This is a genomic window from Streptomyces sp. NPDC101234 (assembly GCF_044767525.1).
GTDB classification, from domain to species: Bacteria; Actinomycetota; Actinomycetes; order Streptomycetales; family Streptomycetaceae; genus Streptomyces; species Streptomyces sasae.
Genome location: NZ_JBIWOA010000006.1, coordinates 222,631 through 248,646 on the forward strand (window position 1 = coordinate 222,631; position 26,016 = coordinate 248,646).

Below are 26,016 nucleotides of genomic sequence, written 5' to 3' on the forward strand. Positions count from 1 at the left end.
CCGACTGCGTCTGACTTGTGCCCGAACTTGTGGTTTCGCTGGGAGGCTACGCCCGGATTTCCGGAAAGTAAACAGGTTCGGGCCTCAATCGGGCACGATCGGACTTCCGGGCGCATACGGAAGGGCCCGGCACCTTCCGGTACCGGGCCCTTCGCCGCTGGTCAGTGGACGAGTTCGGGTTCCGCCTCCGGCGCCGGGAGCGGCTCGTCCGTACCGTCGCCGCCCTCCAGATGCTGCGCCGGGCGCTTGGGCAGGGCCCACATCAGCAGGAACATCACGGCCATGACGGCGGCCACCCAGAGCAGCGCGTGCCGGAAGGCGTGCGCGAAGGCCGGGCCGACCTGGGCGGAGGTGAGCCGGTCCCCGATGACACCGAAGAAGACGACCGAGACCAGGCCGAGGCCGAGCGCGTTGCCCATCTGCTGCACGGTGTTGATCAGACCGGAGGCGGAACCGGCATGCTCGCGCGGCACCTCCGACAGCACCGCGTCCGTCAGCGGGGCGACGATCAGCCCCATGCCCAGGCCCATCACGACCAGGGGCAGGGCCATCTGCCAGGAGGCGATGGCGAGGCCGTAGCGGTCGGACTCCCAGACGTAGAGCAGGACACCGAGGCCCATCACCAGGGCGCCGGCCTGGAGCACCTTGCGGCCGAAGCGCGGGACCAGTTTCTGCACGGACAGGCCGGCCGCGACGGAGACGGCGATGGAGAACGGCACCCCGGTCAGGCCGGCGTGCAGCGGGGTCCAGCCGAGGCCGATCTGCATGTACAGCGTCCAGACCAGGAAGAACACGCCGAGCGCGACGCCGAAGACGGTCTGGACGGCGATGCCGGCGGCGAAGCTCTTCACCTTGAAGAGGGAGGGTTCGATGAGGGGAGAGCCGTCGCGGGCGGCCTTCCGGCGTTCGTACGCGACGAGCACGCCGAAGACGACGAGCGACCCGGCCATCGACAGGTACCCCCACAGCGGCCAGCCGAGCTCGCGGCCGCGGGTCAGCGGGTAGAGCAGCATCAGCAGTCCGAGGGTCACCAGGGCCACGCCGACCAGGTCCAGTTTCAGCGCGTGCGGCGCCTTGGATTCGCTGATGTAACGGCGGCCGAGGAGAAGGGCCGCGATGCCGACCGGGAGGTTGATGAGGAAGATCGGGCGCCATTCGAGACCGAAGAGGTTCCACTCGGTGAGCAGGGCGCCGAGCAGCGGGCCGGAGACCGCGCCCAGGCCGACGATCGCGCCGAACAGGCCGAAGACCTTGCCGCGTTCATGGGCCGGGAAGGTGGCGTGCACGATCGAGAGGACCTGCGGGACCATCATCGCCGCCATGCCGCCCTGCAGGACGCGGGAGGCGACCAGCATCCCGGGGTTCGCGGCGAAGCCGCACAGGGCCGAGGCGAGGGTGAAGCCGGCGACCCCGAAGAGGAACAGCCGTTTACGGCCGTGAATGTCGCCGAGACGGCCACCGGTGATCAGACCGGCCGCGAAGGCGAGGGCGTAGCCGGCGGTTATCCACTGGATCTGGCTGAAGGAGGCACCGGCATCCCGCTCGATGGAGGGGATCGCGATATTGACGATGGTGACGTCGACGAGGTCCATGAAGGCGGCGGTCATGACGATGGCCAGGGCCAGCCAACGGGTTCGGTCGGGTACGGATCGGGCGTCGGTGTCGACGTCGGTGGAAGTCATGACGTCAATCTAGGAGCCCATTAGGACAGATCCCGTCCTAGTCGTACGGCATCCTCGGATGCATGACGACGGACACTCCGGCTCGGCTTCTTCAGCTCCTCTCCCTTCTTCAGACGCCCCGTGAGTGGCCCGGCGGCGAACTCGCCGAGCGGCTCCGGGTGTCCCGGCGTACCGTGCGGCGGGACATCGACCGGCTGCGGGAACTGGGCTATCCCGTGGAGGCCAGCAAGGGGGCCGACGGCGGGTACCGGCTGGTCGCCGGGAAGGCGATGCCGCCGCTGCTCCTCGACGACGAGGAGGCCGTGGCCATCGCGGTCGGGCTGCGGGCCGGGGCCGGGCACGCGGTCGAGGGGGTCGACGAGGCGTCCGTACGGGCGCTGGCGAAGCTGGAGCAGGTGCTGCCGGCCCGGCTGCGGCACCGGGTGGCCACGCTGCAGGCCGCGACCACACCGCTGACGATGGGGGACGGGGCGAGCATCGCGCCCGAGACGCTCACCGTGATGGCCTCGGCGGTCGCGGGGCGGGAGCGGTTGCGGTTCGCCTACCGGGCGGCGGACGGGAGCGGGACACGGCGGCAGGCGGAGCCGTACCGGCTGGTGTCGACCGGACGGCGCTGGTACCTCGTGGCGTACGACCTCGATCGCGACGACTGGCGGACGTTCCGCGTCGACCGGGTGAGCGAGCCGTTCGCCACCGGGGCACGGTTCGCTCCGCGGGAGCTGCCGGCCGGGAGTGCGGCGGAATTTCTGCGGCGCTCGATCCAACGGCAGCAGGAGACCTACGCGTTCGTGGTCGCGTTCGCCGGGACGGTGGCGGAGGTGGCGGCCCGGGTCCCGGGGTGGTTGGGGACACCGGTCGACGAAGGTGCCGAAGGCGACGAGGGCTGGTGTGTCGTCCGGGGGACCACCGGGGATCCGATGGAGTGGCTGGCGGTGCGGTTCGCGATGACGGGGTGTGAGTTCGCGGTCCGGGAACCCCCGGAACTCATGCGGTGCGTACGGGAGTTGGGGGGACGGTTGAATCGGGCGGGCGGGGGCTCGTAAGTGGTTACGCCCGCTCCCCCGCCCAGTCGAACCCCCGCAACGCCCTCAGGTTCCGCAGCGCCAGCGCCTTCGGCCCCTGCTCCCCCGACGGTGGTGCCGTGCTCGCCGCCCAGGACTCCACCGCCACCCGTACGGCCGCACCGGCCACCGCCGCCGTGAAGCGGAGGCGGGGGGCCGGGGCGACGTTGTCCTCGGAGGTGCGCTCCGCCAGGATCGACGCCAGGAGGTCTTCCGAGGACTGGCACACCTCCGCCCACACCTTGCGCAGGGCCGGGCTGGTGTCGGCCAGGTGGATCAGGGTGCGGACCCATTCCCAGGAGGCCGCGGAGACACCCGCGCCCGGGGTCAGGGTGTGGTGGACCGCGTGTTCCAGGGCCTCGGGGACGGACAGGGCCGCCGGGGCCGACCGCACCGCCTCCGCCCAGCGCCGGGCGCCCGCCGCGTAGAGCGGGGCGACCGCCTCCTCCTTCGTCGCGAAGTAGCGGTAGAACGTGCGGGGGGCGATACCGGCGGCCTGCGCGATGTCCTCGGCACGGGTGGCCCGCAGTCCCTGCCGTACGAAGAGGCCCGCGGCCGCTCGGGCGATCTCCATGCGGGTCTGCGCCTTGCGTCGTTCCATGAGGGAGAGAGGGGCGGCGGCCTGCTCGGGGGTGTTGCCGGCGGTGCTGGGGGTGCTCACCTCGGCAGGCTATGCCGCTGTGGCAGAATCTGCCATCCGGTGGTTCACCCCGTGGTTCAGGTACGGGGTGAACCACCGTTCCAGCATGTCCGGAAGCAGGCGAACCTGGCAGACGCACCGGGCCGAGGAACAGAGCGGACGCGCGGCGCGGGACGCTCGGAACGTGGAGCCGGGCTCCGGCACCCGGGGGGGGATGGGCGCCGAAGCCCGGCTCTGGGAAAGTCCCGGCGCCGGGGGGATGGTGCGTCGGGACGTGGCTCATCGAGGGATCGTCAGAAGGTCGCCACAAGGTCGTCAGAGGTCCGGTCGAGGAGGCCGACCGTCACGGCCGAGGCTCTCAACTCCCCGGCCCTGAATGGTTGTTCCCTACACGCGGAGCGCTGAAGCGACGGTACCGCGCCATGTTTGCGCCGTCTTCCGCCACCCCGCGCACGCGGTCGGTGCGAACGGAGTCTCGCGCGCCCCCAAGCGCGCGATCCTCCTCTGCGCGAACTCCCCCCGCAGCCCCCTCACAACCCTCTTATGCCGCCGGCTCGAACCCGGTGGAGCGGGCCAGCTTCTTCAGCTCCAGCAGCGCGTGCTTCTCGATCTGACGGATCCGCTCACGCGTCAGCCCGTGCTCCTTGCCGACCTCGGTCAGCGTGCGCTCGCGGCCGTCCTCGATGCCGTACCGCATCTTGATGATCGAGGCCGTGCGCTGGTCCAGACGGCCGATGAGGTCGTCCAGCTCCTCGCTGCGCAGCAGGGTGAGGACGGACTGCTCGGGGCTGACGGCCGACGTGTCCTCCAGGAGGTCGCCGAACTGGGTGTCACCGTCGTCGTCCACCGACATGTTCAGGGAGACCGGGTCACGAGCCCAGTCGAGGACGTCGACGACCCGCTCCGGTGTGGAGCCGAGCTCGGTGGCGATCTCGGCGGGCTCCGGGTCGCGGCCGTTCTCCCGGTTGAACTCGCGCTGGACACGACGGATCCGGCCGAGCTCCTCCACCAGGTGGACGGGGAGCCGGATGGTCCGGGACTGGTCCGCGATGGAACGGGTGATCGCCTGGCGGATCCACCAGGTGGCGTACGTCGAGAACTTGAAGCCCTTGCGGTAGTCGAACTTCTCGACGGCGCGCACCAGGCCCGCGTTACCCTCCTGGATCAGGTCGAGCAGGGGCAGACCGCTGCGCGGGTAGCGTCGGGCGACGGCCACGACCAGGCGGAGGTTGGAGCGGATGAAGACGTCCTTCGCCCGCTCGCCTGCGGCGACGAGCGCCTCCAGTTCCTCGCGGGTGGCGTCCGAAGCGGACTCCTCCTCGCCGTCGAGGACCTGCCGCGCGAACACACCCGCCTCCACGGTCTGGGACAGCTCGACTTCCTTGGCGGCGTCGAGCAGCGGTGTGCGCGCGATCTCGTCGAGATACATGCCGACCAGATCGCGGTCGGCGATCTCGCCGGTGTGGCCGCGAACGGCACGGGCGCGAACACTGCTTGTGGAGTCGGCCGCCTCGCCGGTGGCGGTCTTACGACGGGCGACGGCACGGGTTGCCATGCGTGCTCCCTTGCGATGGTGGGCGGGCGGGTGGTCCTGTCGGTGCTTCAGCTGCCGGGTTCTCGACTCGACGCCCTGCGGAACTCCACTCCTGGAACTCCTCGGACTCTCGCCGAGTGCCCTGCATCTGATGGAAACAACGACTGGAATCCGGACAGAATTCCCACGCCGTCCTCCGATTTTTCTGATCATGCAGTATCCTGCGCGACCACGTGAGGAGACCGAATGCCGTCGGAACGTACTGAGGTGCAGGTCAGGCCGGGAGTCGAGGCGGACCTCGAAGCCCTCACAGAGCTCTACAACCACTACGTACGTGAGACGCCCATCACATTCGACACGGTGGCCTTCACGCCGGAAGAGCGACGTCCTTGGCTGCTCTCCCACCCGGAAGACGGCCCGTACCGCCTGAAGGTTGCCGTATCGGCAGACTCACAGCAGATTCTCGGGTACGCCACATCCAGCCCTTACCGAGTGAAACCGGCCTACGAGACCTCTGTCGAGACGACGGTGTACGTCGCCCCGGACGCCGGCCGGCGCGGTGTCGGCACGCTTCTCTACAAGGCCCTCTTCGAGGCGCTGGCGGGCGAGGACCTGCACCGCGCCTACGCGGGCATCGCGCAGCCGAACGAGGCGTCCGCCCGGCTGCACGAGCGTTTCGGTTTCCGGTACGTCGGCACGTACCGCGAGGTGGGCCGCAAGTTCGGCCGCTACTGGGACGTGGCCTGGTACGAGAAGCCTCTGTAGGCCACCGCCGGGGCTGTTCAGCCGAACTGCACCGACCGCTTCGCCATGCCCATCCAGAACCCGTCGATCACCGACTTCTGCGCGTCCAGCTCGCCACCGGCCTCCGCCGCGCCCATCGTGACGAAGAGCGGCGCGAAGTGCTCGGTGCGCGGGTGGGCGTAGCGGCCGGCCGGGGCCTTGTCGAGGAAGTCGAGCAGGGCGTCCCAGTCGCGGTTCTCCAGCGCCCGGTGGCCCCAGTCGTCGAACTCGGAGGACCAGGACGGCACGCCGTTGCCCGTGTACCGCAGGGCGGCCAGGTTGTGGGTGAAGAAGCCGGAGCCGACGATCAGCACGCCCTCGTCGCGCAGCGGGGCGAGCCTGCGGCCGATCTCCATCAGGCGGACCGGGTCGAGGGTGGGCATGGAGATCTGCAGGACCGGGATGTCCGCGGCCGGGAACATCTCCACCAGGGGCACATAGGCGCCGTGGTCGAGGCCGCGGTCCGGGATGTCCTGGACGGGGGTGCCAGGGGCGCGCAGCAGCTTGCGCACGGACTCGGCGAGCTCCGGTGCGCCGGGGGCCCCGTACTGGACCTGGTAGTAGTGCTCGGGGAAGCCCCAGAAGTCGTAGACGAGGGGCACGGGCTGTACGGCGCCGAGGGCGAGGGGTGCCTCCTCCCAGTGGGCGGAGACCATCAGGATCGCCTTGGGGCGGGGCAGGCCGGCGCTCCAGGCGGCGAGCTCACCGGGCCAGACCGGGTCGTCGGCGAGCGGCGGCGCGCCGTGGCTCAGATAGAGGGCGGGCATGCGCTCCTCGGCGGCGGCGGACATGACGGCAGCTCCCTCCGGGCCTCTTCCCGACCCTCTTCTTCGACCCTGATGTTTTAACTCTCAAGCTTTCTGTTCAACACCTTACGCCTTACTTGTTTAACCTTCAAGGAGAAGGCTCGTACAGTGGGACACATGAATTCGGCATCCGCATCCGCCTCCGTGCAGAACCGCTGGCTCACCGACGACGAACAGCATGTCTGGCGTTCGTATCTGCACGCCACGACCCTGCTGGAGGACCATCTGGACCGTCAGCTGCAGCGGGACGCGGGGATGCCGCACATCTACTACGGCCTGCTCGTCGGCCTCGCCGAGGCCCCCGGACGCCGGCTGCGGATGACCGAGCTGGCCATGAACGCGAAGATCACCCGGTCCCGGCTCTCGCACGCCGTCGCCCGCCTGGAGAAGAACGGCTGGGTGCGGCGCGAGGACTGCCCCTCCGACAAGCGCGGCCAGTTCGCGGTGCTGACCGACGAGGGCATCGAGGTGCTGCGGCGCACCGCGCCGGGCCATGTGGCCGCCGTACGGCAGGCGCTGTTCGAGCGGCTGACCCCGGAACAGCAGCAGGCCCTCGGCGAGATCATGCAGATCGTCGCCGAGGGCCTGCAGCCCAACGAAGCGGGCGCGGACCTGCCCTGGCTCCGCTGAGGAGCCGGGGCAGGTCCGCGATGCGGGTACCCAGGGGTGGCTCAGAGGCTCAGTGGGCGACCACCGGGATCGCCACCTCGTCCTCCGCGCCTTCACCGGAGGCGACCGGCGTGGTGTCCTGCCGGCCCGCGTTGACGAAGGCCACCACGACCACCGCGGCCAGCACCAGCATGCCGGCGGCGATCCAGATCGCGTTGGCGTAGCCGTGCACCGCGCCCTCCATCTGGACCAGCTGCTGCTGGGACTTGGACGTCGCGGTCGCGATGTGGTCCTTGATGTACGACGTCGTCGCGGACGCGGCGATCGTGTTCAGCAGGGCGGTGCCGATGGCGCCGCCCACCTGCTGCGAGGTGTTGACCATCGCGGAGGCGACACCGGCGTCCCGGGGCTCGACGCCGAGCGTGGCCAGGGACATGGCCGGCATGAACGCCGTACCCATGCCGAGACCGAGCAGCAGCATCGCGGGCAGGATCGTCGAGGCGTACGACGAGCCGATCTCGATCTGGGTCATGACCAGCATGCCGGCCGCGGCGACCAGGAAGCCGGGGCCCATCAGCAGCCGGGCCGGGACCCGGGTCATCAGCCGGGTGCCGATCTGGGTCGAGCCGACCATCATGCCCGCGATCATGGGCAGGAAGGCGAAGCCGGTCTTGATCGGCGAGAAGCCCTTGATGACCTGGAGGTAGTAGGTCAGGAAGAGGAAGGTGCCGAACATCGCGATGATCGCGATGCCGAGGGAGAGGTAGATACCGCCGCGGTTGCGGTCGAGGACCACGCGCAGCGGCAGCAGCGGGGCCTTGACCCGGGTCTCGGTGACGACGAACGCGATCAGCAGCACCGCGGAGGCGACGAACAGGCCGACGGTGGTGACGTCGCCCCAGCCGTCGGACTCGGCGCGGGTGAAGCCGTACACCAGGGAGACCAGGCCGAGGGTGGAGAGCAGCACGCCGGGGATGTCGAGCGGGTTGCGGTTGCGGCCGCCCTCCGGCTCACGGATGACGAAGTACGCGCCGAGCGCGGCGACGATGGCGAACGGGATGTTCACGAAGAACGTCCAGCGCCAGTCCAGGTACTCGGTGAGCACACCGCCGAGGATGAAGCCGACGGCGCCGCCGCCACCGGCGATCGCGCCGTAGATACCGAAGGCCTTGGCACGCTCCTTGGCGTCCGTGAACATCACGGCGAGCAGGGAGAGCGCGGCCGGGGCGAGCATGGCGCCGAAGACACCCTGGAGGGCGCGGGCGCCGAACATCATCGCGCCGGAGGTCGCCGCACCGCCGAGCGCGGAGGCGGCGGCGAAGCCGGTCAGGCCTATGACGAAGGCCCGCTTGCGGCCCCACAGGTCGGCGATCCGGCCGCCGAAGAGGAGGAGACCGCCGAAGGCGAGGGCGTAGGCCGTGACGACCCACTGCCGGTTGCCGTCGGAGATGCCCAGGTCGGTCTGGGCGGAGGGCAGTGCGATGTTCACGATGGTGGCGTCGAGGACGACCATCAGCTGGGCGAGCGCGATGAAGACGAGCGCTTTCCAGCGGTTGGCGTCACCGGCCGGGGCCAGTGCGCCGGGAGCCTTGGCGGCTGTTTCGGACATGGGGGTACCCACTTCGTGACTTCGTGACGGAAAAAGCGATGCGTGAGGTGTGCGACGGCCGATCGGCGACGGATCGGGATCGGCGACGTAGGTGAGATGTGATGGGTGAGACGAACGCGAGATGTGTCGGATGAAGGACCGGTCGGCGGTCTCGAACTAATCGGGAACTGATCGCTGATCGGGAACTGATCGCTGATCGGGAACTGATCGACGGTTCGCGGCTGGGTCAGGCCTGGCGCAGGTCCTCCATGGTCACGGCCGTGCCCGGCAGGGCGGATCGGGCCGGGGCCCGCAGTCCGTCCAGGAACAGCTGCAGATGGCGGTGGACGAAGCGGTCGTTGACCAGGCAGCCGGTACCGGCCGGGGGCCGGCTGAGCTGGGCGGCGGCGATCATCACATCGCCGACGCCCACGTCCAAACGGAGCTGTCCGGCCGCCTTGGCGCGGTCCATGAGCTGCTCGATGAGCTGCTCACACCGCTCGCGTGCCGCTTCCAGATCGGGGTGGTTCTCGTCGAAGGTGCTGGCGACCATCGGGCACAGCGCGCTGACCCGCTCGTCGGCGGAGGCGTGCACGAAGCGCTCCAGCGCCTCGAAGGCGTCGCCGGTCTCCGCGAGCGCCAGTTCGGCCGCTTCCGACGTCCGGTCCATGACGGAGCAGACGACCTCGCGGACCAGTGCGTCGCGGTCGGGGAAGTTGCGGTACAGCGTCGCGTTGCCGACGCCGGCCCGGCGGGCGATCTCGTCGAGCGGCACGTCGGGGCCGTACTCGGTGAACATCTCCCGGGCGGCGGTGACGATCCGCTCCCGGTTGCGCAGGGCGTCGGCGCGGGGCCGGGGTGCCTTGCGCACGGCGGGGATGGCGGTCGCGGTCTGCACGGCGCACTCCTGGTCTGTCGACGGTCTTTGCTTCGGTCTTGGCTTCGGACTTCGGTCTCGGCTTCCGCGATCCGGGGAGCTGCTCCCCGTTTCGCTCGGACACAGGTCTAAACGGGGAGAGGGTCCCCGGTTATTTCCGCGCCTTCCACGGATTTCACGTGACCTGGGTCACATCACCCCTTCCGGGGTCGTCCCACGATCGGCCCCTCCAGCGCGCGCCCGCCGCCCCGCCGACACAGGGTGATCGAAAGGGTGCAGCCGGAGACCGGCGGCTGCCGTGGAGCGAAAGGTCCATGCATGCAGCCGCAGCCCAGCCGCAGTGCGCCCGCGAGCCGTCGTACCCCCCGCAGGACCCTGGGCCGCCGTACGCCGGCGACCCGCCGGATACGTCCGGACCGCGGTCGGATACGCCCCCGCCGTGCGCTCTGCCTCGCCGCCGTGGCCGCGCTGCTCCTCGCGGTCGGCACCTCGGCGGGCACCGGGCGACTCACGACGGCCCCCTCGCCGGCCGGCGCCGGCCCCATCGCGCTGGCCCGCTCCTCCGTCTACGGCCCCTGCCTGATCAGCGGCAACCACACGGTCCAGATGACCGAGGGCATCCCCACCCCGAGCGGCTACTCCCGCTCCACCGGCACCGTGCACGCCCTGACCCTGATGGTCGACTTCTCCGACGCGCCGGGTCAGGGCAGCGCCCTCGACCGCTACCGCGAGTTCTTCCCGCAGACCCAGGAATGGTTCCGCACCGCCTCCTACGGCAAGCTCGACTACGAGCCCGCGGCCCCCATCGACCACTGGCTGCGGATGCCCAAGCCGTTCAAGGAGTACGGCATAGAACGCGGCGCCCCCTTCGACCCCGGCTACCGGCAACTGGTCCAGGACATCGTGGCCGCCGCCGACCCGGACGTGGACTTCCGCTCGTACGACCTCCTGAACGTGCTGGTCACCCCGAACGCCGGCCCCTCCGCCCTGGACACCGTGCTGTCCGTGACCTTCGCCGGCAACAGCGAGGCCCCGGTCGCCGACGGCGTCCCGGTCGCCAACGCCTCGTTCGTCTACTCCCGCCAGGACGACGGCTCCGGCTCCTACGACCGCACCGGCTACCGGGTCCTCCCCCACGAGAACGGCCATGTCTTCGGCCTGCCCGACCTCTACACCCAGGAGGGCGGGGGCACGGTCGGGCACTGGGACATCATGAGCGAGGACTGGGGGGCCGACAACGACCTGCTCGCCTGGCACAAGTGGAAGCTGGGCTGGCTGGACGCCGCCCAGGTCAGCTGCGCGGGGACCCACGGCACCGCCGACTACACCCTCACCCCGCTCTCCCGCCCCGGCGGCCGCAAACTGGTCTTCGTCCCCCTGGACGCCCGCACCGGCTACGCCCTGGAGGTGCGGACCAAAGGCGGCAACGACGAGGAGGTGTGCCGCCCAGGCGTCCTCATCTACAAGGTCGACGCGAACGTCGACACCGGCCGCGGACCGATCAAGGTGTACGACGCCCACCGCGACACCGGCGGCTGCACCCGCAGCCCCAACGTCCAGGCGGAACTCTCCGACGCCCCGTTCGGCCCGGGCGAGAGCTTCAAGGACCCCAAGCACGGGATCGACGTACAGGTCCTGTCGGCGGACCTGGAGGGGAACTACCGGGTGCGGGTGACACGGGGATAGCCACTACGGGCACGGGTGCGGGTGACATGGGGATGGCCACTACGGGTACGGGGTGCGGGTGACACGGGGGTGGCCACTACGGGTACGGGGTGCGGGTGACACGGGATGGCCAGGTCGGCCACGGTTTACGGTAAGAGTGCCCTGATCGCCGTACCGGAGAGCCGATGACCGCCTCCCTGTCCCCTTTCTCGTCCCATTTCCCGTCCCCCTTCTCCTCCTCCGCCGTCCCGGGCGAGCCGCCCGCCGAGGCGGTCGCGCCGCTCATCCGGGGCGTGGCGGTGCTGGCGGCGCTGACCGAGGCTGGCGGGACGCTGAGCGCGAGCGCGCTGGAACGGCGTACCGGCCTCGCCCGTTCCACGGTCGACCGGATCACCGCGACCCTCGCCCGCATGGGATACGTCCGCCAGGACGGCCGGGACGCGGTGCTCACCCCCCGTGTGATGGAACTGGGCAACGCCTACCTGGCCGCCCTCCGTCTGCCCGCGCTTCTCGACGCGCACGCGGACGCCCTCGCCGACGAACTGGACGAATCCGTCTCCCTCGCGGTCGCCGACCAGGACGGCATCCGTTTCATCCACCAGGCGACCCGCCGCCGCGCGATGTCCGTGAGCTTCCGCATCGGCGACCTGCTGCCGGCCGAACGCACCGCCCCCGGCCCGCTGTTCGCGGCCGAGTGGACGGAGACGGAGTGGGCGCACTGGCGGGCGCGGCGCGCGGCGGACCCGACGGACGCGGGCTTCCCGGCCGTACCGCCGCGGAATCCTGGCGGCGCGGACGACGCCGGTGTCGGTGTTGTCGCCGACGGCCTGGACGGATTCGACGACTTCGAGGCGCGGGCGGAGCGGGCCCGTCGGGAGGGCTGGGCCCTGGACGACCAGCTGATCGAACCGGGTCTGGTCGCGGTGTCCGTCCCCGTACGTGACCCGGACACCGGCCGGGTGGCGTGCGTGGCGAACGTCGTCAGCCACACCAGCCGCCACACGGCGGCGGACCTGCGCGACACGCTCCTCCCCCGGCTGCGTACGGCGGTGGCGGCGATGGAGCGGGACCTGCGCGAGGCCCGCCCCGCAGAACCGGGCCCGCCCCCCGCGGGCCTCGCGGTGTGGACCACGGCCTCCAAGCACGAACTGGGCCGCGACTTCGTGGAATCGCTGGCCCGGGGACTGACCGTCCTCACGGCCTTCGGGGAGGGCCGCTCCGCGCTGACCCTGACGGACGTGGCGAAGGCGACGGGGCTGGCGAGGGCGACGGCCCGCCGGGCCCTGATCACGTACGAGTACCTGGGCCTGGTGAGAGCAGCGGACCGCGCCTTCACCCTCACCCCCCGGGTCCTCTCCCTGGGCTACCCCCCGCTGTCCCGCACCACCCTCGCCCGGCTGGCGACCCCTCACCTGCGCACCCTGGCGGACCGCCTCCAGGAGCCGACGGCGCTGGCGGTCCTGGTCCCGGGGACCGACCCGGCGGAGATCCAGTACATCGCGGTGGCGGCCGCGAGCCGGGTCCTGACGGTGGACATCACGGTGGGTACCCGGCTGCCGGCGAGCCGCACGGCCCTGGGCCGGGCGCTCCTGGAACTCGACGGACCTCACGGCCACGCCCTGGCGGACGAGGAACTGGAGTCCGGTCTGCGCTCGATCGCGGTCCCGGTGCGCGACCGCGCGGGCCGCCCGGTCGCCGCCCTGAACGTGGCCGCCCACGCGGCCCGCCGCAGCCTGGAGGAGCTGGTGACGGACGTCCTCCCCGAACTACGCACCACGGCCGACCGAATCCAGGACGACCTGCGGACCGCGTCCCGCTTCAGCGCAGTGCCGCTGTCCTGACGGACAGCGGAAGCCCACCCGCCGAACCCCTCCTCCTGAACCCCTCCACCGAACCACTCCTCCTGAACCCCTTCTCCTGACTACTTCCAGGCGCGGTCGAGGAAGTCGGCGATCAGCGGGGCGATCTCCGGCAGGTGTGTCTCGAGGGCGAAGTGGCCGGTGTCGAAGAGGTGGAGTTCGGCGTCGGGCAGGTCGCGAAGGTAGGCGCGGGCTCCGGGTTCGGTGAAGAAGGGGTCGTTGCTGCCCCAGGTGATGAGGGCGGGCGGGGTGTGCCGGCGCAGCCACTCCTGCCAGGCGTCGTAGCGCTCGACGTTGGAGTGGTAGTCGAAGATCAGCGCCTGCTGGGCCTCCTTGCGGCCCGGCAGGTCGAGGAAGTGCTGGTCGAGGGTCCAGCCGTCCGGAGCGACCAGGTCGGGGGCGGGGACACCGGTCTCGTACTGGCCGCGGGTGGCGTCGAGGGTGAGCACGGCCTGGACGGCGTCCCGCGCGCCGGGGGTCTCGGAGGTCAGGCCGAGGAGGCCGCGGGCGGTGTCGGAGAGCCCTTCGGCGTAGGCGTTGCCGTTCTGCACGACGAGCCCGGCGATCCGTCCGGGGTGGCGTTCGGCGATACGGAAACCGACGGGCGCGCCGAAGTCGAAGACGTACATCACGAACCGGTCGAGTCCGAGGCGCTGCACGAAACCCTCGGTGATGTCGGCGAGCCGGTCGAACGAGTAGGTGAACCCGTCCGGGGCCCGGGTGTGGCCGGAGCCGGGGTAGTCCGGGGCGATCAGCCGATAGTGCGAGCCGAGGGCGTCGATGAGGCCGCGGAACTGGTGGGAGCCGGACGGAAACCCGTGCAGGAGCAGCAGGACGGGCGCGTCGGGCCGCTCGGGGAGGGACTCCCGGTAGAAGACGTCGACACCGTCGACATCGAGGTGGCGATGGACGGTGCGGGCTACTGAGGCAGACATACCTAACCCTTTCTTCGCCGTTTCTTGCATTAGCACCAGCGTGCACCCGCCCATCTAACGTGTCAATCCGCCTATGTACCATTAGCCATATGAGCGAACTCGCGCCTCTGACCGGAGAACCCCTCGCCCTGGACCTGGTCAACACCCGTCAGACCGCCGGCGACCTGCTGGTGACCCCGGCCGACCTGCGAACCTGGTGGGCTCTTGAGGCGGACCGCGTTCCGGACGAGGTGCCGCAGGAAGTGACGGAGGCGGACGTGGCCGCCGTGCGGGCCGTACGGGAGCACACCGCCCGCGCCCTCGATCACGTCCGCCGCGGCGCCGAGCCGTCGACCGCCGACCTGGAGGCGCTCAACCAGGCACAACGCGCCGCACCGGCCATCGACGAACTGGCCTGGAACGGCTCGGCGGTCGTCACCACACGCCGACGGGACGGCTCACCCGGCCGACGCCTGGCCGCGCACCTCGCGGAGGCCGCCGCCGAACTGCTGACGGACCCGGCGGTCACCGGCATCCGGAAGTGCGAAGCCGACGACTGCGTGATGCTGTTCCTGCCCACCCACCCACGCCGCCGCTGGTGCTCGGCCACCCGCTGCGGCAACCGAATCCGGGTCGCCCGCCACTACCGACGCCACAGGACCGACTGACCCCGGCCGGCCGGCGACGCCCCCGATCAGCACACGGGGTACGACAAGGCCCCGGCCCCCACCGCGCCAGCCGCTACACTGTGGGCGGTGGCACAGCTGCACTCCAGCCCTGCCACCACAACACTGCCGGAAACCAGTCCAAAGGGACCGCCCCACCAGGGCCACCCCCCTACAGACCCACTTTCCGACAGATCCCCGCCTTCGTGGGATGTGTGGGAAATTCCGTCGCCGCAGGTCAGGTCTGGTGGTGTGCGACGCCCCAAAACGCGGCAGCCCCGAATCCCAAACGCCTTTGCAGCGTTTTCGCAGCTCATGACGTGTGAGCAGGGTGCAGTGCAACGCCCGAATTCGGTGCAACCTGTGCACACCTGCGGGGGCAGGCAGGCCACGGCACGCGGCGTGCACCTGGCACTGCCCGAGTGAACCTGTCACCCATGGGGCGGCACCGCGATTGCTACTTGAATAGCTAGGCGACAGCCTGGCCGCATGGCAACCTCCCACGCCCCATCGGTCGCCGACCGCCGCGTCCTCTTGCTCCTCCTGGACGACCAGGATCGCCTGATGCTGTGCGGCGGATGCTGCGCCGGCTGGACGGTCCCGCAGACGCTGCTCGCCGCCGACGCCGATTTCAAGGGCGGGGCCGCTCAGTATCTCGCCGAGCGATTTCGCATCTCGAAGCCACGCTTCGGATCCATCTATGGAGTTCACGAAACACGGGAGTCCGATTGCTGGGAACACGACCAGCGAACCGTTTCCCGCGTTTTCATCGTGCGGATCAGCGCGGAAGAGTCAGAATCATTCCAGGGGATGTCTCCGTCACATACCCGATGGAAAATCAGCGAGCTGAGAACTCACCACCGTGATGTCTCACCTGAAGGCGTGGCCCTTCTAGTCTCCGGATACGTAGAAGGTTGGCTTCCCGACGGCCCAATTTCGCTCTAGCCACCTGGAGTCCCCATGTCTATGTACGCAATTGAGATCATCCTGACTCGGACCGTACGCGGAGTCGAGCTGAAGGCCGCGCAGCGGATCAGCGGCATGCCGATGGCATCGTCGAACGACGGAAAGAGCATCGCCGTTCTCGTATCTGCACGAGACGAGGAGCTTGCTATCAGGAAGGTATGGAGACGTCTCCAGGACTCCCTCCCCATTGACGTACTGTGCACTCTCTTCCCAGGACCGGACGGAATGTTGCGGATGAGCATTCCGTTCGCGCCTGGAGTAAAGAGAAGAATCCGCACCTGGGCCCAAGAATCAGGAAAGAGCACGGAGGAGTTCTTGAGTCAGGCGATCAAGTCAGCACTGGCTCGCAACCGTTCCACGGAAGCCGCTCGTCAGGGATGTACGCTGAATTTCATGCTCCATACCTGCGCTTGGCTGGATTCACCGTTGAGTGACACGGACCGCGTCCCTGTTTCGAGACTTCCGGCGTCACTCGGAGAACTCATCCGAAGGATCTCCAATTCCAGAACACGCATCGTCTTCACCGACATCACCGGGCCGATCGCCTCGCTGATCAGCGAGCGGGAACTGAGAGAACTCGAAGACACGCTCGCGATTGCGGAATGCGAGGAGCGGAAGGCCCGCTCCTCATCCTTCATGCCGCACGACGAAGCGGTTCAGGAGAGGCCAGCCGACGATGAGGCCACGGAAGACGGGGAGCATCATGGAACTGGCTGATCCCCGCGTGCCTGCGTGCGGCCACCGTCGGTGGGCCTGACCCGGCACGGTTGTCGCGGTGTTGGACCGTCTGGCAGCGCGTCACGGTGATCGGCTCGTCGTGAACGAGGCTGCCGCGTCTGGTGCCGACCGCGCCGCGGACCTCTGGTGCGAACGGCACGGACTCGACAGTGACCGACACCGCTGCCACCCGGTGGACTGGCAGGCCGAGCAACGAGCGAGACCGAGGGCTTGGCGGACGGCCGAACCCGAGCGGAACACTCGGATGCTGCTACGGGGAGCACCCACGGTTCGTCGTCGCCTGCCACCCCCGCTTGACCCCGGAGTCCAGAGGCACTTTGGACATGTGCCTGCGCGGTCTCCTGGTTGGTGTTCCAGCCAGTGGCTACTGCTGGACGAGTTCTCCCGGTGGCGCAGGGGACGTGTGCGTCACGATCTTGATGTGACCCTGCGGGTCCTGGCTCGCAAAACAAGCTGGCAACGACGCCACGGAGACCGAATAGAGGATCGTAGGCGGTTTCGCCCGTGGGAGCTGGTGCCGAGATCCTCGTATGACGCCAGTGGCAGCGGCTACCGCGGCCGCTCTGGCTGCTTGGGGCGATGTGACGCGGATGGCCGCCAGTGCGAACGTCTCAAGGGCCTCGTACCGGGCGACGGCCGTTCCCAAAGCATTGGTTCGGTCGGTCCGTTGGCCGTGGGTCAGCCCTGCGTGGCCTGATAACAGCTGGTCAACCGCTCCGCATCAGATCCGCCGATGAACTACCTGACTGGCCGTTGCTCAGCGCACCACAAGATGACCTCACGATCACGAGACCCCAGCTGCACGGCACCAACCGGTCCCCTCCTGAGACCCGGCAGACCATGGTGAAGGCAGAAACATCCCGTTGTCAGTGGTGCCGTTTATCGTGTGGTTGAGGTGAAGTAACGGTACAGACCGTGGACTTCAGGGGGGCGTGGGCGCTAGAGCCCGAAAGCGGGGCAGCAGTGACGCAAAAAGACGGCAGTCGACTGGAGCGGGACGATCTGATTCAGGACCGTGAGGTCGACAACGCCCAAGGTGACCGGCTGGCTCACGGCCACATCGCCGATCAGCTCAACGATGTGGTGCTGTCGGTTCCCGCCCCGACCAACATCGCGGTGTGGGGCCCCTGGGGCTCCGGCAAGTCGGGTGTGGCCAACCTCCTGAAGAGGCTGCTTGAGAAGCAGCGGGACGTTCGATTCGTGCGATTCGACGCCTTCAAGTACGCGGAGAATCCGCTGCGCAGGAACTTCATCATCGCGGTCGCCACGGCGCTGGAGATCGAGGACGCGAGGTTCCACGACGAGTTGTACGGCGGACGGGTCGCCGTGAAGGTGCAGTTCGCGGGGGGCGACGTACAGCGTCTGCTGAAGATGTTCGGCTGGATGTTCGGTTCTGTCGTCGGCTTCTTCGCTACCGCCATGGCGCTCTTTGCCTGGCTGCACGGAGGTCCTTTCCGGCCCACGTTCGCCACCATGGCGGCTGGAGCGCTGAAGGCGGGCATCGCTCCAGCGGCCCTGCTGACGTCCCTGGTGGTCCTGGTCTCGCGAACCCTCACACGCGAGCACAAGTCGGAAGCTGCCGACAGCGACGAGCAGTTCGAGAATCTCTTCGCCGACCTCGTCGCGTGCTCCGGCGTGAAGCGCTTGATCGTGTTCGTGGACGAACTGGACAGGTGCAAGCCCTCCGACGTCGTGGCAACGCTCGACGCCTTGCGCACGTTCCTTGGGGTCGAGGGGTGCGTATTCGTCGTCGCCGCCGACCAGCAGGTCCTTGAAGAGGCACTGACTCGGGCTCTGGAGCAGGCAACGCCCGCTGACGCCGTCAACCCGTACTACAGCAGCGGAAGCGGCTACCTGGACAAGGTGTTCCAATACCAGATCAGCCTCCCGCCACTGTTGGTGCCGAAGGTGACCAACTTCGCCGCCGATCTGGTGCGCGAGCGCGGCGGACTGTGGGCGACGATGGACGTCAACCTGGTGGTGAGCGTTCTTGTGCCCTCGCATGTCCGGAGCCCCCGCCGGGTGAAGGCGCTGCTGAACACATTCGCCCTGACCTACCGGCTGGCCCAACAAAGGGCGGCGGACGGACTGCTGGAGACCGACCCGGCCCCCCGGGTCGCGGAGATCGCTAAACTGGTTTGTCTCCGGGTCGAGTTCCCCTTGTTCGCCAGGGATCTGCTACCCGACCACCGGCTGTGCGAGTACGTACTGACGCTGGTCGCCGATCCTCAGGCCGACCTCGGCTTCAACGTGTCTGAGCCGGTCAGACAGGCCGCGCGAAGGTACGCGAACCTCGATGCCGCCGTCGACCAGCATCTCAGCGACCCCCCGGAGCCTGACGAAGGTGAGCACGGGGAGGAGAAGGCGGCCGATGTCCGAAAGCACCACGGCCAGCAGCTCGTGGCCTATCTCAAGAAGACGCGGAAGATACCGGGACCAGGTCAAGACCTGATCTTCATGGAGACCAGCGGCAGCGTGTTCGGACTGCCCGCCGCCGTGGCCGAGATATTGGAGCAGCAGGCTCAGAACGCCGAGTTGAATGAGGTGCTGTCGTCGGTCGGCGGTCTTTCCGTCGACGACCGCCCGGCCGCGCTGGCCCTACTGACGCAGCAGGCGCGGGATGCGATTGGTTTGGAAGAAGAGAACGTCGCTCATGCTGTCCTGGCGGTCTGCGGCGACACGACCGTCTCTCTGAACGGCACGGCGGACACCGCGGTCGAGACCCTCACACCGATCCTGGCGAACTCCCCGCACGCACTGCCGGCCGAGGTACTGCCCGGATGCTGGCGGCTGGCCCTTGCGAGCGAGCGTCCGGCAGCTCTCGAGATGCGCATGATCGTCCTTCAGCACTCCTCAGTCAGAGACAGTGCTTCGGCGGCCGCAGTGGTGATGCGCCATGTTGGGCCGGCCCTGGCAGCGGCCCCCGATCTCGTACAACAGCTGGTGTCCCGCCATCTGCTGGACGAGGAGGAGGACATGGCAGAGATGGTCGCCGAACTCTCCTCTTCGGATGCCGCAGCCCTTATGACGCAGGTCGCCCCCCAAGCTGCAAAAGATCTGCGGGCACTGATCGAGCAGCACCAGGAGTGGACGAAAGCGCAAGCTCAGCCGGAACCCGCCGGGTCGAATTCCACACCGGAGCCTGCGTCGCCCGACGACGCGCTACGCAGGCTGGAGGGGCTCCTGGAGCGCTGGTGTGACGAGAGCCCCGACGCGGCACACGCCGTCGTGGGACTACTGCTCGCCTCAGACAGCAGGCTCGGCCGCGACATCGTGGCGCAGCACATGGACGCGATTCCCCCAGTGCGGGACACACCCCTGGCACGGGCAGTGCTGTCGAGCACTCGCCCGCGCACGACCCCCCAGTGGCCGACGTGGCTGGGGCTGTTGGACCCTCGATCAGCCGTCGAGGACATGGCCTCCGAGTTCGACGCCCTGCTCGAAGTTCTGTGGGCGAGAGCAAGTAATCGAACCAAAGCCGACGCCCCCGAGGTTGTCGCTCGTGCTGCGGACAGCTTCACACAGCTCTTCGACCACCGGCCCCCGGACCGGCATCCACACATCACACCGTTCGTCCTTGCATCGTTGTTCCGACCCTCAAGCGACGAGGAAGCGACCGAGCAACTGCGGCTGCTCGAAGCGCTGCGGCCACTGGAGAACAGCGGCCTGCTCCACCGGACAGTCTTCGTCCACCACCAGGCGGCGGCTCTCATCGAATTGCTCGTCGACGGCGATGACCTCGTCGTTGCGCACGACAGCGCGCTCATGGCCTACGTCGAGTCCCTCCTCAACGACTGCCTGCGTGACTTGAGCTCTCCCGGCCTAGCCGCTCTGTCCCCCGACGAAGCCCGAGCTCTGGTGAAGGCCTTCGACAACTGCGGCTGGTTCCCCGAACGCGAGCACATCCGGCTGCGGGTCCATGCGCACCATCTGCTGATGACCGGCGGCACCGACAGGGCCGGTCTTGACCCCCTGCCGTCGGCCACGGCCATAGCCGGACACGCCCGGAACCACCCCGAGGGCGCCGGCGAAGCGTTGGCCGCGTGGATCGCTGTGGAGGAACCTTCGGCATCGGAGCTGCTCACGGCCGTCACGGCAGGACTGCGGCAACCATCACCGCTGCAGACCAACGTGACGCTGCTGCAGGCAGTGGCCTCACGGCTGGCCGCCCTGCCCTCGCAGGACCAGGCCGGCTTCTGGAAGGATCTGCTGGGGGGCCTGGGCACTCACCTGCCGGAGCAGATGCTGACCGCAGCCGGATGGCCCTCGCTCCCGGACGCTCTCGCGGCCGAGCTGCTGATCGACAGGTACGCCCGCACATCCCGGAATCCCGACCGCCGTGCCGTACTCGACCTGTGGAAGGCCGCCAACGTCACACATCCGACTGCCCGCCGCGACCTGATACAGGCGATTCTCCTGCCCATGCTCGATGTCAACCAGGGAGCCGCCGAGTTCGCGCTGTCCTATCTTCCGCAACTCATGGAATCCGTCCCCAAGGGGATAGTCAAGGTCATACGTGAGGCGGTCGAGGCCAGCGTCAAGAAGTGGAGCAACCTCGAAGAGCGTGGCATCAGGGCGTTGAAGGCCGTCGGTTACCGCACCGAGCGCACCGGCCTGCTGAGACTGCGCGAACGCATCAGCCGCAGCAACGATGACTGAGGCATCATCAGCGGCCGGTCCCACCCGGACCCGGGGCGCACAACGCCCGGCGGGATCGAACACCCCACCGGCCACTCCATCACCGCCCGCTTACCGGATTCACGGTGCTCACATCACTACGCTCTACCTACTTCCGATCAATCGGCCAAAGTGGCGCTTTGGGCGAGTTACGCCGTAACTGAATCTTGACCTGCCGCCCGTCCTGGGCTTCACAGAGTTTGCTCAGCGTGGCACTCCGCGACACGGATACGAACCGGCCGGATCTTCCCGCTTGATAGTTACTCATTTCGGTATGGGGCAAATACTCTCGATTGTCGACTCTCACGTCGGCATCCACCCTGATGTGTCGAATATGCCACCGCCCCTGCACGCCTCGCCGAGCAGGGGAAACGACCATGATCACGGGGGACGCGTCGGACATCACGCAGGTCGCGGGTGTGGGGGCCGGTGCGCTGGTCACCGAGATGGCAAAGAGCACGTGGGAGTCCATGCGGCTCGGGGTGGCCCGGCTCTTCCGCCGGGGCGGGGAGGAGAACGCCCCGCAGGAGCTGCAACTGATCGACGCTGCACGGCAACGGCTTGTCGACAGCTCGGAGCGCGAGCGCGGGTCGGTGGAGGACCGGCTGCGGAACGAGCTGATGATCCAGCTGGGCGGCATCCCTGCAACAGCATCCGGACGCGGCGCAGGAGCTTCAGCACCTGGTTGACCAGGTCAAGGGCGCGAACGACGGTGATGGCGCGCGGACGAGCGTGCAGCATAACAACGAAAGCATGGTCGTCATCTCGGGTGGCGACATCAACGCCTCGGGCGGCTTCCACTACCGCGCGCCGGAGCAGAGCCGGTGAGCGAGGAGACCTTCCCGGGGGCCGTCCCGCCGCCACCTGGACGCCACCGCGGCTCCAGTCGGCAAGTCAGCAGATGATGTCGCCGGGGCTGACCTCGGTACCGGGATCGAGCAGGTGGATGGTGCCGTCGCTGTCCTGCGCGCCCAGCACGAGGAACTCGCTCTTGAATCCTGCGATGCGCTTGGCACCGAGGTTGACCGCGCCGACGACGAGGCGGTCCTGGAGCTGTTCCCGGCTGTAGTTGGTGACCTGGGCGCTGGTGCGCAGGGTGCCGATCTCGGTTCCGAAGTCGACGGTGAGTTTCCATGCCGGCCGCCGGGCTTCGGGGAACGCCTCGACGTCCTTGATACGGCCCACGCGGATGTCCACCGCGAAGAACTGGTCCGGAGAGGCTTGGGGTTTGGCGGCGGGCTGGGCGGCGGATGCGGTGGAAGCGTTCGGCATGTGCTGGTCCTTGATGTTTCGGAGGGCTTCGGAGGGCAGGGTGGGTCAGCGGTCTTGAAGGAAGTGACGGTCCGCGTCGGCCAGGGCCTGGCCCAGCAGGTCGACGATCTCGTCGAGTTCCTCCTGGGTGGCGATCAAGGGCGGTGCGATCTGTACGACCGGGTCGCCGCGGTCGTCCGCCCGGGCCAGGAGGCCGAGGTCGCGCATGCGCGTCGGCAGGAAGCGCTTGACCAGTTCGTTCTTGCGGTCCACGGCGAAGCGCGCGCCATCCGGTCCGTCGACGAGTTCGACGGCCCAGAAGAAGCCGTCGCCGCGCACGTCGCCGACGATGTTCAGCTCGGTCAGTTCGGTGAGGCGCTTGTGGAGATGGCCGGTCAGGGACCGGACGTTGTCCAGGACTCCGTCTCGCTCGAAGATGTCGAGGTTCGTGAGGGCGGTGGCGGCGGCGACCGGGTGGCCGGCGAAGGTCAGCCCGTGCAGGAGGGTGACTCCGTCGCCGTAGAAGGGCTCGGCGACCTTGTCGGAGACCATGACCGCGCCGAGAGTGGCGTACGACGAGGTGAGCCCCTTGGCCGTGGTGATCATGTCGGGTACGGCACCGTACTTGGACACGGCGAAGTACTCGCCGATACGGCCGAACCCGGTGATGACCTCGTCCGCGACCAGGAGGAAGCCGTACCGGTCGGCCATTGCCCGCAGCCCCGGCCAGTAGCCCGCCGGGGGCGTGAAGCAGCCGCCGGCGTTCTGCACGGGTTCGGCGATCAGCAGGGCCACGTTCTCCGGGCCGGCCTCCAGCACCGCCGCCTCGGTCTCGGCCAGCAGCCGGGAGGTGAAGGCGTCCTCGTCGCCGTCGTTGGTGCGGTACCGGTTGGTGTTGGGGACGTGGGTGACGTCCAGCGCCGGGGCTCCGAAGGGTTCCTTGAGTGCCGGAATGCCGGTCAGGGCGAGGGCGCCCATGGTCTGGCCGTGGTACGCGGTGCGACGGGCGATGGCCTTGGTGCGCTGAGGCTGGCCGTTCGCCACGTGGTACATGCGGGCGAGCTTCCACGCGGACTCCACGGACTCTGATCCGCCGGAGGTGAAGAAGACGCGGTTGATGCCATCGGGGGCCAAGGTGGCCAGACGCTCGGCCAGTTCGATGGCGGCGGGGTGCGCGGTGTTCCACAGGGTGCTGAACGGCAGGCGGTTCAGCTGCTGTTCCGCCGTCTTGGCGAACTCGGGGCCGTAGGAGTAGCCGAGTTGGGCACAGAAGAGAGCCGACAGCCCGTCGATGTAGCGCTTTCCGGCGGCGTCGTGGAGGTAGACGCCTTCTCCTCGGTCGGGCAGGAACACTTCCTGGCCGTTGCGCAGGTTCGCGTGCTGGCCGAAGTGCAGGAGCAGGTGATCGCGGGCGGCTGCCTGGAGTCGGGCGTTGGCGGTGGGCTGATCGGGCATGCAGGTTCTCTCCGAAGAGGTCGAGGGGAACACGGGAAGAGGAGTCAGTTCTCGGCGGGAGGCGTCAGATCACGCACCGCCGAGTCCAGGTGCGCGTTGACGGCGTCCAGGAGGGCCTGCTCGTCCTCGCCCTGGAGCAGGACCAGTAGTTGCTGGTGTTCGGCGACGAGCAGGTCCTGCTCCGGATAGAGGTCCATGAGGTTGGCCAGGCAGATCCGGGTCTCGGCGAGCAGGGTGGTGAACATCCTGCTCAGCCTGGGGCTCTCGGCGGCTTCGACGAGGGCGCTGTGGAAGGCCAGGTCCTGCTCGGCGATGAGGCGGGTGTCGCCCTGGCCGGCCAGGGCGCGCATCTCCTCGACCACGGCGCCGAGCCGCTCCAGGTGGAGCCGGGACTTACCGCGGTGCAACAGGGTCGCCGCCTCGCGCTCGATCGCCCGCCTCGCGGTGTAGATGTCCTTGATGTCGGCGGCGTCCAGCTCGACGACGAACACGCCCCGGTTGGGGATGTTCCTCAACAGGCCCTCTTGGACAAGGCGTTGGAGTGCCTCACGGACCGGGCCACGGCTGACTCCCAGGCGGGCCCCCAGCTGCGGCTCGATCATCCTGCTGCCCGGCGCGAACGCGCCGGAGACGATCTGTTCCCGCAGCCGGTCCGCGATGAGTGCGGGAGTGCTCCGCAGCTTCACGGGGGTGAGCTCGTCGAGCCCCGGCTGCGGTGCACCGCCTCGACTGGCAGGAGTCACAGCGCTCATGACGCGGAACGGTCCCGCACAGGTGTGGCGATGTACTTGTACTCCAGGAACTCCTCGATACCGACCCGTCCGCCTTCCCGGCCCAGGCCGGACTGCTTGACCCCGCCGAAGGGTGCGGCCGGGTTGGAGACCAGGCCGGTGTTGAGGCCGACCATGCCGACCTCCAGGCGTTCGCTGATGTCCAGGGCGCGGTCGAGGTCCTGGGTGAAGAGGTAGCCGACGAGTCCCCATTCGGTGTCGTTGGCCAGCCGTACGGCCTCGTCCTCGTCGTCGAAGGCGATGACCGGGGCGACCGGGCCGAAGATCTCGGTGGTCAGCATGTCGCTGTCCGGACTGACCTGGGCCAGCACGGTCGGGGGGTAGAAGTGACCGGCGTCCTGGGGCACGGCGCCGGCGGCGACGACCTTGGCGCCCTTGGCGATCGCGTCCTCTACGAGGGAGACGACCTTCTGCTTGCTCGCGGCGTCGATCAGGGGGCCGACCTGGACGCCGTCGCGAGTGCCCGGCCCCACGGTGAGGGCGGCCATGCGCGAGGCGAGGCGCTCGGCGAACTCGTCGGCGACGGACCGGTGCACGAACAGGCGGTTGGCCGCCGTGCACGCCTCACCCATGTTGCGCATCTTCGCCATCATCGCGCCTTCGACTGCGACGTCGAGGTCGGCGTCCTCGAAGACGATGAAGGGGGCGTTGCCGCCCAGCTCCATGGAGGTCCGGATCACCGTGTCCGCACACTGAGCGAGCAGCAGCCGGCCCACCCCGGTGGAGCCGGTGAAAGACAGCTTGCGGATGTGGCCGCCGCGCAGGGCCGGTTCGACCACTTCCGCGGCGCGTGTGGTGGTGACGACGTTGAGGACACCATCGGGGAGCCCGGCCTCCTGGAGGATGCGGGCCAGCGCGAGGGTAGAGAGCGGGGTCTGGGGGGCTGGCTTGAGGACCATCGTGCAGCCGGCGGCCACCGCGGGACCGATCTTGCGGGTGCCCATCGCCAAGGGGAAGTTCCACGGCGTGATCAGCATGCAGGGGCCGACCGGCTGCCGCATGACCATAATGCGGTTGCGTCCGTCGGGCGTGGTCGTCATCCCGCCGTCGATGCGGACGGCCTCCTCGCTGAACCAGCGGAAGAACTCGGCGGCGTACGCCACCTCACCGCGTGCCTCGGCAAGCGGCTTGCCCATCTCCAGGGTCATCAGCATCGCCAGTTCGTCGGTGCGCTCGATGATCAGCTCGTAGGCGCGGCGCAGGATCTCGCTTCGTACCCGCGGCGCGGTCCGCGCCCAGGAGCCCTGGACGGCCACCGCTGCCTCGACGGCGCGGGCGCTGTCGGCCGCGCCACCGTCGGCGATCTCGCACAGCTGTGTCTCGGTGGCGGGGTTCTCCACGGCGAAGGTACGGCCGTCGGCCGCCGGCACCCACTGGCCCGCGATGAACAGCTGCCGGGGAACGTCCGCGATGACGTCCGTCTTCGTGTCGTTGGTGTCGGCCATGCTCGTGTCT

At 68.9% G+C, this 26,016-nt stretch carries 21 protein-coding genes; 10 read left to right on the forward strand and 11 right to left on the reverse strand.

The window, feature by feature from the left end:
- Window positions 1–161 precede the first annotated feature (161 nt).
- Window positions 162–1,682 carry an MFS transporter gene (locus ACIRR9_RS13755; RefSeq protein ID WP_403750842.1) on the reverse strand — a complete coding sequence of 507 codons (1,521 nt, stop codon included), beginning with the start codon at window positions 1,680–1,682 and terminating at the stop codon, window positions 162–164.
- 62 nt (window positions 1,683–1,744) lie between these two features.
- Here ACIRR9_RS13755 and ACIRR9_RS13760 point away from each other — a divergent pair, with 62 nt between their 5' ends.
- Complete coding sequence (locus ACIRR9_RS13760; protein ID WP_403750844.1) at window positions 1,745–2,725, forward strand: helix-turn-helix transcriptional regulator; 981 nt, start codon at window positions 1,745–1,747, stop codon at window positions 2,723–2,725.
- A gap of 4 nt (window positions 2,726–2,729) precedes the next feature.
- Here ACIRR9_RS13760 and ACIRR9_RS13765 read toward each other — a convergent pair whose 3' ends face one another.
- Window positions 2,730–3,317 carry a TetR/AcrR family transcriptional regulator gene (locus ACIRR9_RS13765; RefSeq protein WP_403254597.1) on the reverse strand — a complete coding sequence of 196 codons (588 nt, stop codon included), beginning with the start codon at window positions 3,315–3,317 and terminating at the stop codon, window positions 2,730–2,732.
- 607 nt (window positions 3,318–3,924) lie between these two features.
- The gene (locus tag ACIRR9_RS13770; RefSeq protein WP_403750846.1) at window positions 3,925–4,938 is read right to left on the reverse strand and encodes an RNA polymerase sigma factor RpoD/SigA; all 1,014 of its coding nucleotides are present in this window, start codon (window positions 4,936–4,938) and stop codon (window positions 3,925–3,927) included.
- A gap of 225 nt (window positions 4,939–5,163) precedes the next feature.
- On the opposite strand from ACIRR9_RS13770, the gene ACIRR9_RS13775 reads away from it, so the two are divergent.
- Window positions 5,164–5,682 (forward strand): N-acetyltransferase family protein, encoded by a 519-nt coding sequence (locus ACIRR9_RS13775; protein ID WP_365336234.1) that lies wholly within the window; start codon window positions 5,164–5,166, stop codon window positions 5,680–5,682.
- A 17-nt stretch (window positions 5,683–5,699) separates the two neighbouring features.
- Here the strand turns inward: ACIRR9_RS13775 and ACIRR9_RS13780 are convergent, their stop codons facing one another.
- A complete protein-coding gene (locus tag ACIRR9_RS13780) occupies window positions 5,700–6,491 on the reverse strand; it encodes a dioxygenase (protein WP_403750848.1) in 792 nt (263 codons plus the stop codon).
- A 132-nt stretch (window positions 6,492–6,623) separates the two neighbouring features.
- On the opposite strand from ACIRR9_RS13780, the gene ACIRR9_RS13785 reads away from it, so the two are divergent.
- Window positions 6,624–7,136: a MarR family winged helix-turn-helix transcriptional regulator gene (locus ACIRR9_RS13785; RefSeq protein WP_403750850.1), complete on the forward strand. Its 513-nt coding sequence runs from the start codon at window positions 6,624–6,626 to the stop codon at window positions 7,134–7,136.
- A gap of 49 nt (window positions 7,137–7,185) precedes the next feature.
- Here the strand turns inward: ACIRR9_RS13785 and ACIRR9_RS13790 are convergent, their stop codons facing one another.
- Complete coding sequence (locus tag ACIRR9_RS13790) at window positions 7,186–8,724, reverse strand: MFS transporter (protein WP_403750852.1); 1,539 nt, start codon at window positions 8,722–8,724, stop codon at window positions 7,186–7,188.
- 226 nt (window positions 8,725–8,950) lie between these two features.
- Entirely contained in the window at window positions 8,951–9,601 is a 651-nt protein-coding gene (locus ACIRR9_RS13795) for a TetR/AcrR family transcriptional regulator (protein ID WP_403750854.1), read from the reverse strand.
- A 297-nt stretch (window positions 9,602–9,898) separates the two neighbouring features.
- Here ACIRR9_RS13795 and ACIRR9_RS13800 point away from each other — a divergent pair, with 297 nt between their 5' ends.
- Together ACIRR9_RS13800 and ACIRR9_RS13805 are read left to right on the forward strand one after the other, a co-directional pair.
- Entirely contained in the window at window positions 9,899–11,266 is a 1,368-nt protein-coding gene (locus ACIRR9_RS13800) for a M6 family metalloprotease domain-containing protein (RefSeq protein ID WP_403750856.1), read from the forward strand.
- Between the two features lie 164 nt (window positions 11,267–11,430).
- Window positions 11,431–13,086: an IclR family transcriptional regulator C-terminal domain-containing protein gene (locus ACIRR9_RS13805; RefSeq protein WP_403750858.1), complete on the forward strand. Its 1,656-nt coding sequence runs from the start codon at window positions 11,431–11,433 to the stop codon at window positions 13,084–13,086.
- An 80-nt stretch (window positions 13,087–13,166) separates the two neighbouring features.
- Here the strand turns inward: ACIRR9_RS13805 and ACIRR9_RS13810 are convergent, their stop codons facing one another.
- A complete protein-coding gene (locus ACIRR9_RS13810; RefSeq protein ID WP_403750860.1) occupies window positions 13,167–14,039 on the reverse strand; it encodes an alpha/beta fold hydrolase in 873 nt (290 codons plus the stop codon).
- Window positions 14,040–14,128: 89 nt separating this feature from the next.
- Here ACIRR9_RS13810 and ACIRR9_RS13815 point away from each other — a divergent pair, with 89 nt between their 5' ends.
- From ACIRR9_RS13815 to ACIRR9_RS13835, 5 genes are all read left to right on the forward strand, one after another.
- Window positions 14,129–14,686, forward strand: coding sequence for a CGNR zinc finger domain-containing protein (locus tag ACIRR9_RS13815; RefSeq protein ID WP_403750862.1), 558 nt, complete (start codon window positions 14,129–14,131; stop codon window positions 14,684–14,686).
- 486 nt (window positions 14,687–15,172) lie between these two features.
- On the forward strand, window positions 15,173–15,628 hold the full coding sequence (locus ACIRR9_RS13820; protein ID WP_403750863.1) for a hypothetical protein: 456 nt from the start codon (window positions 15,173–15,175) through the stop codon (window positions 15,626–15,628).
- 15 nt (window positions 15,629–15,643) lie between these two features.
- Entirely contained in the window at window positions 15,644–16,366 is a 723-nt protein-coding gene (locus ACIRR9_RS13825; RefSeq protein WP_403750865.1) for a hypothetical protein, read from the forward strand.
- Window positions 16,367–17,350: 984 nt separating this feature from the next.
- Window positions 17,351–21,046 (forward strand): P-loop NTPase fold protein, encoded by a 3,696-nt coding sequence (locus ACIRR9_RS13830; RefSeq protein ID WP_403750867.1) that lies wholly within the window; start codon window positions 17,351–17,353, stop codon window positions 21,044–21,046.
- Window positions 21,047–21,441: 395 nt separating this feature from the next.
- Window positions 21,442–21,753 carry a hypothetical protein gene (locus ACIRR9_RS13835; RefSeq protein WP_403750869.1) on the forward strand — a complete coding sequence of 104 codons (312 nt, stop codon included), beginning with the start codon at window positions 21,442–21,444 and terminating at the stop codon, window positions 21,751–21,753.
- A 205-nt stretch (window positions 21,754–21,958) separates the two neighbouring features.
- On the opposite strand, the gene ACIRR9_RS13840 is transcribed toward ACIRR9_RS13835, so the two are convergent.
- From ACIRR9_RS13840 to ACIRR9_RS13855, 4 genes are read right to left on the reverse strand one after another with little or no spacing between them, the layout of a single operon-like run.
- Complete coding sequence (locus ACIRR9_RS13840) at window positions 21,959–22,336, reverse strand: tRNA-binding protein (protein WP_403750871.1); 378 nt, start codon at window positions 22,334–22,336, stop codon at window positions 21,959–21,961.
- 45 nt (window positions 22,337–22,381) lie between these two features.
- Entirely contained in the window at window positions 22,382–23,770 is a 1,389-nt protein-coding gene (locus tag ACIRR9_RS13845; protein ID WP_403750873.1) for an aspartate aminotransferase family protein, read from the reverse strand.
- A gap of 44 nt (window positions 23,771–23,814) precedes the next feature.
- Window positions 23,815–24,522: a GntR family transcriptional regulator gene (locus tag ACIRR9_RS13850; protein WP_403750875.1), complete on the reverse strand. Its 708-nt coding sequence runs from the start codon at window positions 24,520–24,522 to the stop codon at window positions 23,815–23,817.
- Window positions 24,519–26,006, reverse strand: coding sequence for an NAD-dependent succinate-semialdehyde dehydrogenase (locus ACIRR9_RS13855; protein ID WP_403750877.1), 1,488 nt, complete (start codon window positions 26,004–26,006; stop codon window positions 24,519–24,521). Before ACIRR9_RS13855 ends, ACIRR9_RS13850 begins: the two co-directional genes overlap by 4 nt.
- Window positions 26,007–26,016: the final 10 nt, after the last annotated feature.